Raw genomic sequence first — 12,154 nt, 5'->3', positions numbered from 1 at the left:
GAAGCCTTCGGTCGCGTCCAAATCGCCGCGGAAGGTCAAGAAGACGACTTCGGCTCACGAAGCGAACAATAAGAAGCGCGCTCCCGACAGTTTCTCGCCTCAGCTCATGAACACGACATGGGCTGGGACCACCGTTGTGGAGCGGCAATTGCCTGCTGAAAGCGGCGGCCAGGACGATGTGGCGCAAGCGCCGGAGCCCGCGGTTCAACAGGCCGCGGCTCCGTCCAGCCTGTTTTCGCTGCCGTGGCTTCCGACGTTCAAGATTTCGCCCTCTCCGCAAGAGCCTTCGCGTCTTGGCGGACCGCTTCCCGCCGAACTCGGCGCGGCGGCAAAAGCCGCAGCGTCAGCTCCGGCATCGCCGTGCAAAGTGCTGACCGCGAGTTACGGGGGCACCAAAACGTTGCTGATCCGCTCTCATGCAGGTGTTGAGACGCAGTACACCGCACTCACGATCGTAGACGGCTTCGAGAAGTCGATGTTCGACGCGTATGCACGAACTGAAGCGGTCGGCGCCGAGATCGTCGGAGAGTACGCGACACCGGAAGCAGCTCTCGTCGACGCCAAGTTCAACTGCCCGGAAAATTGAACCCCAGCCGCGATCGGCAGACGACGTCGCCGGTCGGAAGACATTACTCGGCAGATGGGGCGAGGTATTTGAGGGCGGCCGTCGAAGCCGCGCCGCCGACCACGCAAGGAATGCCAGCTGCGACCATCCCCGTCGCGGCAGCCGCGACGCAGCCGAGCGCGAAAACGGTTTGACCGGTCTGTCCCCACCAGTTGTAGTTACGAAGACTTTCCGGACCTTTTGCTTTCAATTCGTCGATGGATGCCAGCGCATCCTTGCGAAGCTTCGACAGCTCGAGCGTTTCGGCGGCCTCGATGACTTCGGTGAGCGGCTTCCTGACTTTGGGATCGCTGTCGCTGGATATCTTTTTCAGAAGAAGCAGCAAATCGTCATTGCGAGACGCATTCTGCGCCAGCGTCCATTTCGCCATCGCGCCGATCGTCAATAATTCGACCTTGTCCTTATCGAGTGAGAGCTCGAGCGCGCCCACGATGCGGCGGACGGGCGCTTCCCAGCCGGTCGCGAAGTAGTAGCCCCAGTTGAGATCGATGACCGTCGCGTCGTCCTTGATGGAAATCGCGGTGAGGGTCGGCTTGTCGCCGAACATGTACTTGTCGATCAGCACCTTCCGGGCCGGCATGCGCTCGACGAACTTCGCCATCGTGTCGCGCCAGCGCGGAAGCCCCGAATAGGCGATCGCCTTGACGACAAGCACCTGGTCTTCAGGCGGCAGCGGAAACATCTTTGAGATGAGATCGTCGGCAATCTCGGGATTGGAGCCGAGGACACCCGCAACGAAGCCAATGTAAACGCCCGCCTGATCCACTTCCCGGATCGAGCCCTGCGCCGACATCGCTTTCACGGCTTCGGGAGCCCGCTGGGGCTCTGGATTCTTGCGGTAATCGTTGATCCATTTCAGAAGCTCCTGCGAGTTCTGGAATGGTTTTATCGGCTTTTCCTTCATCGGCTTTGCCAGCGCCAATGCCGGCAAGACAACAATCAACGCTAGGCCGAGAACGGCGATGACGCGACGCATAACACCCCCCTCGGCGCTACCTTAAATTCCCCAATGTCCTAAAGAGCTTGCACACCACGCCCATGACGTGTTGATTTTGTGGCGCAAGCCCGATGCCTTGCTTGACCTCGGCGGCAGCCCAACTTTAGGTGCGCCATGACCGAAGAGCCGACAACATTCACATCGCCGCCGGAAACGCCCGTAAAGACGGGGCCGGACGTGATTGCTGCGTATTTGAAGAACTTGCCGCAGAGCCCCGGCGTCTACCGGATGCTCGATGTCGCAGGCGAGGTCATCTATGTCGGCAAGGCGCGCTCGCTGCGCGCCCGCGTCTCCAACTATGCGCGGCTCAACGGCCATACGAACCGAATAGCCCGCATGATCCTCGCGACGGCATCAATGGAGTTCGTCACCGTCCGGACGGAGGCCGAAGCGCTTCTCTTGGAAGCGAACCTCATCAAGCGCTTCCGGCCGCGCTTCAACGTGTTGATGCGGGACGACAAGTCGTTCCCCTACATTCTCATCTGCCGCGACCATCCGGCGCCGGCCGTGATGAAGCATCGGGGCGCACGGAATCGCAAGGGCGACTACTTCGGCCCGTTCGCTTCGGCCGGAGCGGTCGGCCGCACCGTGAACATGCTGCAGCGGGCGTTTCTTCTGCGCTCGTGCTCCGACAGCGTCTACGAGAGCCGGACTCGGCCGTGCCTGCTCTATCAAATCAAACGCTGCTCGGCGCCGTGCACGGGCGAAATCGGTCTCGAAGATTACGGGGTGCTCGTCGATGAGGCCGCGCGGTTCTTGAGCGGCGGAAGCCAGACAGTGCGCCGCATGTACCAAGAGCTGATGCAGGAGGCCGCCGACAAACTCGAGTTCGAGACGGCTGCCAAATACCGCAACCGGCTCTGGGCGCTCGCTCACGTCACTGCGGATCAGTCGATAAATCCGGAAGGAGTCGAAGAAGCCGATGTCTTCGCCGCCTATCAGGATGGCGGGCAGACATGCATTCAGGTGTTCTTCTTCCGCACCGGCCAGAACTGGGGCAATCGCGCCTATTATCCGAAAGCCGACCGCACGCTCAACGTCGAGGAAGTGCTCGATAGCTTCATCGCGCAGTTCTACGACGATAAGCCGGTGCCGCGGCTGATCCTGCTATCACACGACATCGCGGAGCGGGAGCTTCTCACCGAGGCTTTGTCGACGAAGGCGGAGAGAAAGGTCGAAATCCGCGTTCCGTCGCGCGGGACGAAATCGACGATCGTCGAGCATGCGCTCGCAAATGCGCGCGAAGCTTTGGGCCGGAAACTCGCTGAGAGCTCATCGCAAGCGCGGCTTCTCGAAGGCATCGCCGAGCGGTTCGGGCTGCCCTCGGTTCCTCGCCGCATCGAGGTGTTCGACAACAGCCACACAGCCGGCACGAACGCCGTCGGCGCGATGATCGTTGCGGGGCCTGAGGGTTTCGTCAAAGGCCAGTACCGGAAATTCAACATCAAGTCTCCGGATACGACGCCCGGCGACGATTACGCGATGATGCGCGAGGTGCTGACGCGCCGGTTCAAGCGGATCGCGGAGGCCGAGGTCATCAGCGAGATCGAATCGGAAGTCGCTGAAATCGAATCGGACGTAGCGGGCGGACCCTTAGTGCCGGTCGTCGTCGCAGAAGACGATACCGTCGAGGATCGTGCATTTCCCGACCGGCCGGATCTCGTTTTGATCGACGGCGGCCTTGGACAGCTTTCCGTCGCGCGCGAAGTGCTTGCCGGATTCGGACTGCACGACATTGCGCTGATCGGCGTCGCAAAGGGGCCTGACCGTGATGCGGGCCGCGAGCATTTTCACATTCCCGGCCGCGAATGGCCGATCATGCTCGAGGCCAAAGACCCGGTTCTCTATTTCGTGCAGCGCCTGCGCGACGAAGCGCATCGTTTCGCCGTCGGGACCCATCGGGCAAAACGCGCGAAATCACTTGGCGTCAATCCGCTCGACGAGATCGAAGGCATCGGCCCGACGCGCAAGCGGGCGCTTTTGAAGCACTTTGGCTCAGCGAAGGCCGTATCGCGAGCCGGTATCGAAGATTTGAAGGCTGTGGAGGGCATATCCGCGGATATGGCAAAAAAAATCTACGATTTCTTCCACGAGCGGGCGGGATAGCGGCCTTATTTGAGGCTAGCCAGAAAGGCGCCTGCTGCCCTAATTTCGCGGCACTTGGGGGCGAAGGGCCTTCTTCCCGATTGTCATTTCGCTGTTGTCATTCAAGGGTTCTGTCCTGCCTATGCTGAGACGTGCATTTGCGACCTTAACGCTCGCCGTTCTTTTTGCCATTCCGGGCGCCGTTGCCGCGCAAGAAGCATGGACGCCGGCCGTAAAACCTGTCGCTGCTCAGAAGTCAGCAACTCCTGCGCCGCAGGGTACTCCAGCAGCCGTGACTGCACCCGCAGCAGGAGCCGGTGCGGCGCACGCGCCAGCGGCACCGGCGGCACCTCAACAGACGGCACCCGCGCAAACCGCACCAGCACAGGCGGCACCGGCACAGGCACAGGCCGCGCCTGCAGTGCCCGCTGCGGCGAATGCTCCCGCGGACTCCCAGCCTGCCCTCGCTCAAGAGCCCGCAGCCGCGACGCCCGAGGCGCAGCCTGCTGCTGCTCCGCCGCCGCCGCCTCCGCCGGTTCTCACACCGGAAGTCAGCTCGACGATCAGCAGCATTGTCGGCGACATGGATGGAGCGGAAAAAACGCTGGCCACGATTTCAGGGGTCAACACCGATCTCGGCCGGTTGCGTGACAACATCGACGGCGTGATCTCGAAGTCCACGCAGACGGCCGACGGGCTTCGCCCACGTCTTTCCGATCTCCAGGTTCAGATCAAACGACTTGGCGAACCGCCGGCCAAAGATGCCGCGCCGGAGCCGGCCGCCGTTGCGGCCGAGCGTGCGCGGCTCGATGTGCAGGAAGCCGAGGTTTCAGGCGCCATCAAGACGCTCGAAGTGACGTGGTGGCGCGCGCGTCAGGCCATCGACAAAATCACCGAGCTCAGGCTGCAGATGTTCGTGCGCAGTTTGACGGAGCAGATGTCGAGCCCGCTGATGCCAGCCTTCTGGAACGATATCGCGCGGCAGCGGGCGAGCGTCCAATGGCGCCTTCAATACAATGCTGAGGACTGGTGGAGTTCGATCAAGCGGCAAAAGGGTAGCGTGCTCGTTCTCTATGCGGCAGCGATCGGCCTTTATCTGCTGCTGAAGGCGGTGGTGATGTCGCTGACGCGCTACCGGCCCGGACCCAATGCGACGCCGCCGAGCTTTTTCCAGCGTGCAGCATCGGCTTCATGGATTGCGCCGGTCCGTGCCATTCCGGGCATTGCTGCGGTCTTGCTGCTTTATGGCGGGCACGAATATCTGGGGCTGCTCTACTACCCGACCGCGGCGCCCGTAGGTGCGGCGTTTTTCAGGTACGCGCTCGTTTTCATCGCCGTTTCGGCACTGATCGTATCCGTGTTCGCGCCGCACCGGCCCGAACGGCGGCTGATGCAGCTGTCAGATCGCAGCGCAAAGCGCATTACGCTGCTGCTCATCCTGCTGGCCCTGATCTATTCGGTCGATCTTTTCCTCTCGAGTTTCGGGCAAATTCTTTACTTCCCGCTGTCGATGAGCGTAGCGCAGTCGCTCTTTTCGAGCCTTGCTTTTGCGCTCGTTCTGATCGGACTGCTGCTCACCCCGTTCGAGTCGAGCGAGACGACGCTGGCCAGGCCGGTCAGACGCGGCGATCCGATCTGGTTCAAGCTGCCGCTCGGGATCGCCACGGCCGCGATCATCGGCTGCTGTCTTTTCGGCTACATCGCGATGGCGCGGTTCCTGTCGCAGCAGCTGGTCATGACCGGTGTCGTCGGTCTCGTCGCGGTCCTTCTCTATCTTGCCATTCGCGCGTTCACGCGCGGAAGCACGACGTCTCGTGGCCAGATCAGCGTCGTTCTCGAAGAGCGGATGGGGTTTGATGAAGTCCGCCGCAAACAACTCGCCTGGCTGACCGAAGTTGTGCTGACGCTCTGCGTCGCGTTCTTGACGCTTCCGATCCTCCTTCTGCAATGGGGTTTTGCCGCGCCCGACATCCGGGACTGGCTGCAGCGATTGCTGTTCGGCTTCGAGATCGGAGGGATCCGGATCTCGATCGTCAAAATACAGATCGGGATCGGCATTTTCATCGCGGGCGTGTTCATCACCCGCTTGCTTCAGCGGCGCCTGCGCGAGAATCTCCTCATCGCGCCGAAGATGGACGCGGGTATCGCGAATTCCATCCAAACCGCTGTCGGTTATGCCGGCACGGGTCTCGCCGCCGTTATCGCCATCTCGTATGCCGGCTTCAACATCACCAATCTCGCGATCGTCGCCGGTGCGCTTTCCGTCGGTATCGGTTTCGGCTTGCAGTCGATCGTCAACAATTTCGTCTCCGGCCTCATTCTCCTCATCGAGAGGCCGATCAAGGTCGGCGATTGGGTCGTCGTCGGCAGCGAGCAAGGGACGGTTCGAAGCATTTCCGTGCGGTCGACCGAAATCGAGACGTTCGACCGGGCGAGCCTGATCGTGCCGAATTCGGAGCTGATCACGGGCCGCGTTCTGAACTGGACGCACCGCAGCGCCCTCGGGCGCGTGGTGCTGAAATTCTCGGCCGGCCCGGACGTCGATCCGAGGCGGGTGCTGACCGTCCTGACCGAGTGCGCCAATCGCCATCCCAGCATTCTGCGGGAACCGGCGCCGATCGCGGTTTTCGAGGGCTACACCAAGGATACGACGGATTACACGCTCAGGGTCCTGCTGCCCGACATCACGCATGGGCTCAGGGTGCAATCCGATCTCAGGGTGGCGGTCTATGAAGCGTTAAGGCGTTCGGGCATCGTTGGCGCCGCTGCCTTGCCGGCGGCCGCATCATGAGGCGCGGTGCGGCTTTCTGCCCGGAGATTCACCATTGGGCATCCCGTGGGCTGTCTAGGGATTGACGGCCCCTCTCCCCTGCGGCTAACCCAAAAAACATGGACCACGTCGCGCACCGCTCGCTCTCGACGAGCCTGCCCAATATCCTGACCTATGGCCGGATGGTGGCGGTACCTGTGCTTGCCGGCCTCCTGTTTTTCGGGACGGGCGACGTCGCGCGGTGGTTGGCGTTCGCGATCTTTGTCGCCGCATGTCTGACCGACTGGCTCGACGGATATCTCGCGCGGATCTGGGAGCAGCAGTCGAACCTCGGCCGCATGCTCGATCCGATCGCCGATAAGCTTCTCGTCGGGGCAACGCTTCTGATGCTCGTCTACACCGGCACGATCAGCGGCTGGGCGATCTGGGCGGCTCTCATCATCCTGTCGCGCGAAATTCTCGTTTCCGGGCTTCGCGAATTTCTCGCCGAGCTCAACGTCAAAATTCACGTCACGCAGCTTGCCAAGTGGAAGACGGCGGTTCAGTTCGTTGCGCTTGCCATGCTGCTCGTCGGACCGGCAGCGGAAGGCATCCTGCCCGGCACAACGACGGCGGGCGTTTTGCTTTTATGGATTGCCGCACTTCTTACGCTGTTGACCGGCTACGATTATCTGAAAGCTGGAATACGCCACGCGATCGATCGCTGAGGGCGCCATGACCGAAAAACAAAGCACCGGCGAAACTGTACTGCGCTATTTCGCGTGGCTGCGCGAGCGCACCGGCCTCAGCGAAGAGCGCCTGATCCTGCCGGCAGATATCCTGACCGTGAACGACCTGCTCCTCTGGCAGTCCCGCCGGGGCCATCCCTTCGATCAGGCTTTCGCGAAGCCCGAAGCGATCCGCGTCGCGATCGACCATAGCCACGCAAAACCTGCCGCTGAGATCGGATCCGCACGCGAGATCGCGTTCTTTCCTCCAGTGACCGGAGGCTAAGATGGCCGTTCGCGTTTCGGAGGCGGATTTCGATGTCTCGGAAGAAATGGCGCGGCTCACCGGCGACGATACCGGAATAGGCGGCGTTTCCATTTTCGTCGGCAAGGTTCGCGGCGAAGCGGGGGCCGAGAAGCTCGTCTCGATGACGCTCGAACATTATCCCGGCATGACGGAAGCCGAGCTCGAGAGGATCGAAGCGGAAGCGCACCGGCGATTTAATCTGTCGGCGTCGTTAATCATACACCGCGTCGGCGAGTTCAAACCGGGCGATAATATCGTGCTGGTCATCACGTGTTCGCCGCACCGCGGCGATGCGTTTGGTGCGACAGCATTCCTGATGGACTACTTAAAGACGTGTGCGCCATTCTGGAAGAAAGAGACGCTCGTCAGCGGCACCACCCGATGGGTCGAAGCCCGCGAAAGCGATGACGAAGCGGCCGCTGCTTGGGTATCAATCGGCAAATAGCTGCCGCCCAAAGCTTTCCCCGAAACTGCTGATTTTAGCTCTTAACGAGAGATTAACCGCTGTTGCCCGATAGTCTTAATAACCTATTGCTCCGACCGCTAAAACGCCATCTTCCCCAGGCACACAGAAGTCTCTGTGGCGCACTCGACCGGGTGGTGAGCGCGCCTAGGGGGATTGCACTTATGCGTTGCTCGGCTCGACGCTCAATTTGCAGCGTCTTCGCAGCGGCTTTCGCCGCCGGCGCAGTGTGCCCGGCCTACGCTGGTAGCAAGGCCGCAGACACGACCGCTCAGAATGCGGACGTGCAGACCGCAGCCGTCTCACCGGCCCCCGCGTCTGGTCCTGCGAAAGGCGCCACGGGCACCCGCTTCGTCATCGGCCTCGAAAGCAAAGTCGACTATGAGGTCTTTGCACTTGCGAACCCGAACCGGGTCGTCGTCGAGCTGCCCGGCGTCAACGTTCGGCTTCCGACGCTCGAAGGAAAGCAGCCGGCGGGCCTCGTCAAAAGTTTTCGTGCGGGCCTCGCCGCACGCGGTAAAACGCGCGTCGTCATCGACGTCACCGAACCGGCCGTGATCGAAAGCTCGAAGATCAGCAAAGACAAGGATGGCCGTTACCTCCTCTCTCTCGCGATCCTTCCCGCGGCCGCAGCACTTCCCGATCCCCGCAAATCGATGGCCAAGCCTTCGGCTCTCGGCGCATCCGACTTGCAGCCGCCCTCGCCGCGGCTTGCCGAAACCCCGAGGGAACGAGCGGCAAGGGCTTTCAAGCAGATCATCGTTCTCGATCCCGGTCACGGCGGCAACGACTCAGGCGCCATGAAATTCGGGACGGTCGAGAAGGAGGTCGTCCTAAAATTCGGCCTCGTATTGCGCGACCTTCTCGAGAAAACCGGCCGCTATAAGGTTTTGATGACGCGTAGCGACGATACATTCATTCCGCTCGACGAGCGGACGAGGTACGCGGAGCGCAACAAAGCGAACCTCTTCATTGCCATCCACGCCGACTACTCGGACAACGGCTCGCGGGCGCGCGGCGCCACGATCTATTCGTTGCGCGACGGCGTCGCCAAGTCGCTCGAACGCTCCGCAAAAGGCAACTCGGCGCAAATGGTCCTGTCGGCCGACGAGATCGATACGGTCAAGAGCGTCAATGGCGATGTCGGTACCGTCAAAGACATTCTCGCAGATCTCGCCAACCGCGACGTGGAAATGACGCGCGAACGCAGCGGCATGTTCGCGAAAACGGTCATCGAGAACATGGGCGAAAGCACGCCGCTTCGCCAAGAGCCCGAGCAGCAGGCTGCGTTCCGCGTTTTGAAGACCGCGCAGTTTCCTTCCGTTCTGATCGAGCTTGCCTACGTGACGAACCAGCAAGACGCCAGCAACCTGAAATCCGACGAGTGGCGCAGCAAGGTTGCGCAGTCGATCGCAACTGCGATCGACAATTACTTCTCACACGATATCGCGCGGCTGCCTATGTGAGCGCCTTGCGACTCCGCTGCGCGGAGCCGGCCGCGAGATGCGCGGCAGTGTCGGAAGCGCAAAAATAAAAAGAGGCCGGCTCATGGGAGACGGCCTCTTTTTTTGCGTGGCAGGAGTTCGTCGCACCGACCCCTGCATGCATCAGTCACCTCCTACATGGAGGATATTTGTTGTGTTGTCGCCAGAGCAGAAACAGCCAGCGTCTCCTTGGCAAATCGCGCGAGGGATGAGCCTCGCTTGATCGAAGAAAACCGGTTGGCTGGTGACAGCGCTTCTGCATGAGGCACTCCATCTTCCAGGTGTCCGCCAACTCGCTCAGGAGAACGAGTGTTCCGATATCGAGACAACGCACGCGGACTCTCAGCACACGGGCTCGCTGAGCGGCGCGCTAACGTCTGAGGTTCGAAATCGGAAATGCGGAAAGGGTTGGACAGGAACGTGAAGCTGCCGAACCTGAACCAGAACGACGCTCCCTCGGGCAGCCCTATCCATTGCTGCCGCGCGCCGTTCGAAGTCATCTGCCGGTCCATCCGGAACCGGTTCAGAGAAGAGAAGGGCATCGACCCTTGGTTCTCGCTCTGACGCTCGCACAAAGTTGTAAGGACACGCCTAACAACACTTCACACTTCATAGGCTAAGCGATTCGCATGACAATTCGTAAGATCAGCAACATAGCGGGGCGGGACGATCAGACGAACGCGGGGACCGTCGGCGCGAACCTCGACAGGAGACATTCCGCCCTCGTCCCCGTCGACCTGGAAATGCGTCCGTTCCCGTTTGCCGATGGTCGCGGCCTTGACCGGCAAAACGTGCACGCCCTTCGGTCTCGTTTCCGGGCGGGCGAGCCATCCCAGCGCCAGCGATAGCAGATTGGCTCCGATTGCCCGGCGAGTGCCGGCTTCCATTACGACGGCGACGAGCGTATCGCGCCCCACCCCGGCATCGGGCGCCAGCGTGAACACGCTGCCATAGCGGATCGCAAACGACAGGATTACCCAGCTCGCTTCGAACCTTCGCCCGTCGAGTTCGACGTCGAAGACGGGGTGCGCCTCGGCAAATGTCTTAATAACGGGATAGACATAGGCGCCCCGGCCGAACGCGCGTTTCGTCCGATAACTGAGCTTCGCGACGACGCGCGCGTCGAAGCCTGCGCCCAACATCAGGAAAAACGGTTCGCCGTTGGCGAGGCCGCCGCGCATCTCGATCTGCTCGCCGGTCAGCAGCACGTCGGCCAGCGCCTGAACGCCTTTCGGCAGGCCGATCTCGGCAGCGAGCACGTTGCCTGTCCCCAGTGGGACGAGACCGACGGGCAGGCTCGTTCCGGCCGCCCCCGTCGCCACGGCGCGGAATGTGCCGTCGCCGCCCGCCGCGATGACGGCGTCAGCCGCGCCGCGTCTTGCCAAATCCGCAACGCGTTCCGAGGCTTCGGCAGAATTGCGTGCCGGGACTTGGAAGACTTCTGCCTTGCTATGGCGCAGGCTGCTGACCACACCGTCGAGAAGGCGGGGAATAGCGACGCCGGCGGTCGAATTGAAAACGAGTGCATACCGGCGGTGCATCTGTGGATCGCAATCCATAAGGCAATGGCGGCACCGGTCGGCGCCGCCATGTGAAGCTTACAGAGATAAGCGGGTATGCGCCTTAAACGATCCCGTCAAGGCTGGTAATGCGTCAGTGGTGGGCGCCTTCGAGCGCCGCAGGCGCTTCCGCCTGCCGCGCTGTCGACGTTACCGCCTTCTGCACCTTTTCGAACGCCCTGACCTCAATCTGCCGGATGCGCTCGCGGCTGACGCCAAATTCTTCCGACAACTGCTCGAGCGTTGCGGGGTCCTCGGTCAGCCTTCGAGCCTCGAACACACGGCGCTCGCGATCGTTGAGGACCGCCATAGCCGACGAAAGATACGACTTGCGCCGCTGCAGTTCTTCGTCCTCGACGAGGCGATCTTCCTGGGTCGGCGTATCGTCAACGAGCCAATCCTGCCATTCGCCCGATTCCGATTCAGCGCGAATGGGCGCGTTGAGGGATGCGTCGCCACCGAGGCGGCGATTCATATTCACCACGTCTTCCTCGGGCACGCCGAGCTTCGTCGCGATCGTCTTGACGTGCTCGGGCTTCAGATCGCCGTCATCGAGCGCCTGGAGCTGGCTTTTCGCGCGCCGCAAATTGAAGAAGAGCTTCTTCTGCGCGGCGGTGGTGCCCATCTTCACAAGGCTCCACGAACGCAGGATGTACTCTTGAATCGACGCGCGAATCCACCACATCGCATATGTTGCGAGGCGAAAGCCCTTGTCGGGATCGAAGCGTTTGACGGCCTGCATCAGGCCGACGTTTCCTTCAGATATGACTTCGCCGATCGGCAAGCCGTAGCCGCGATAACCCATCGCGATGCGCGCGACGAGACGCAAGTGCGACGTCACGAGCTTTTCGGCGGCGTCCGAATCCTGATGTTCCTGCCAGCGCTTGGCGAGCATAAATTCCTCGTCAGGCGCGAGCATCGGAAATTTGCGAATCTCTTCCAGATACCGCGTGAGACCCAGCGAACCGCCGGCCAGTGATGGAAGACCTTTAGATGCCATTGCCCTCTGCCGGACCTTCTCCCGTTTCCGGTTCGGCCCGTGCTCCCTTCAGACTGTGGGAGTCTGTACGCTCCCCCAACGTCTGGTGTTACATAGTAGTGAAATCTAGGAATTCACTAGGGGTTCCCGTCACTTCCTCTTGAACGGCCGTGACGAT

At 61.5% G+C, this 12,154-nt stretch carries 10 protein-coding genes and 1 pseudogene; 8 read left to right on the top strand and 3 right to left on the bottom strand.

What is annotated here, in order from left to right; translation table 11 throughout:
• A pseudogene (locus K2Q04_RS03165) lies at positions 1-586 on the top strand (hypothetical protein); the annotation flags it as partial.
• A 43-nt stretch (positions 587-629) separates the two neighbouring features.
• On the opposite strand, the gene K2Q04_RS03160 reads toward K2Q04_RS03165, so the two are convergent.
• The gene (locus K2Q04_RS03160) at positions 630-1,601 is read right to left on the bottom strand and encodes a hypothetical protein (RefSeq protein ID WP_291159085.1); all 972 of its coding nucleotides are present in this window, start codon (positions 1,599-1,601) and stop codon (positions 630-632) included.
• Positions 1,602-1,736: 135 nt separating this feature from the next.
• On the opposite strand from K2Q04_RS03160, the gene uvrC reads away from it, so the two are divergent.
• The 7 genes from uvrC (at position 1,737) to K2Q04_RS03125 (ending at position 10,002) form a co-directional block, all read left to right on the top strand.
• Positions 1,737-3,728, top strand: a complete 1,992-nt coding sequence (gene uvrC, locus K2Q04_RS03155; RefSeq protein ID WP_291159083.1) for an excinuclease ABC subunit UvrC — start codon at positions 1,737-1,739, stop codon at positions 3,726-3,728.
• Positions 3,729-3,849: 121 nt separating this feature from the next.
• Positions 3,850-6,498: a DUF3772 domain-containing protein gene (locus K2Q04_RS03150; RefSeq protein ID WP_291159082.1), complete on the top strand. Its 2,649-nt coding sequence runs from the start codon at positions 3,850-3,852 to the stop codon at positions 6,496-6,498.
• A gap of 98 nt (positions 6,499-6,596) precedes the next feature.
• Complete coding sequence (gene pgsA / locus K2Q04_RS03145) at positions 6,597-7,184, top strand: CDP-diacylglycerol--glycerol-3-phosphate 3-phosphatidyltransferase (protein ID WP_291159081.1); 588 nt, start codon at positions 6,597-6,599, stop codon at positions 7,182-7,184.
• 7 nt (positions 7,185-7,191) lie between these two features.
• Entirely contained in the window at positions 7,192-7,470 is a 279-nt protein-coding gene (gene moaD / locus K2Q04_RS03140; protein WP_291159079.1) for a molybdopterin converting factor subunit 1, read from the top strand.
• 1 nt (position 7,471) lies between these two features.
• Positions 7,472-7,936: a molybdenum cofactor biosynthesis protein MoaE gene (locus K2Q04_RS03135; protein ID WP_291159077.1), complete on the top strand. Its 465-nt coding sequence runs from the start codon at positions 7,472-7,474 to the stop codon at positions 7,934-7,936.
• Positions 7,937-8,118: 182 nt separating this feature from the next.
• Positions 8,119-9,420: an N-acetylmuramoyl-L-alanine amidase gene (locus K2Q04_RS03130; protein ID WP_291159075.1), complete on the top strand. Its 1,302-nt coding sequence runs from the start codon at positions 8,119-8,121 to the stop codon at positions 9,418-9,420.
• Positions 9,421-9,834: 414 nt separating this feature from the next.
• A complete protein-coding gene (locus K2Q04_RS03125) occupies positions 9,835-10,002 on the top strand; it encodes a hypothetical protein (RefSeq protein WP_291159074.1) in 168 nt (55 codons plus the stop codon).
• 38 nt (positions 10,003-10,040) lie between these two features.
• On the opposite strand, the gene K2Q04_RS03120 is transcribed toward K2Q04_RS03125, so the two are convergent.
• Entirely contained in the window at positions 10,041-10,979 is a 939-nt protein-coding gene (locus K2Q04_RS03120) for a diacylglycerol kinase family protein (protein WP_291159073.1), read from the bottom strand.
• Between the two features lie 112 nt (positions 10,980-11,091).
• Entirely contained in the window at positions 11,092-11,997 is a 906-nt protein-coding gene (gene rpoH, locus K2Q04_RS03115) for an RNA polymerase sigma factor RpoH (RefSeq protein ID WP_291159070.1), read from the bottom strand.
• Positions 11,998-12,154: the final 157 nt, after the last annotated feature.

Origin of the sequence: Hyphomicrobium sp. (assembly GCF_019753045.1) — a bacterium.
Classification (GTDB): domain Bacteria; phylum Pseudomonadota; class Alphaproteobacteria; order Rhizobiales; family Hyphomicrobiaceae; genus Hyphomicrobium_B.
This window is presented reverse-complemented; position numbering and strand designations above follow the sequence as displayed.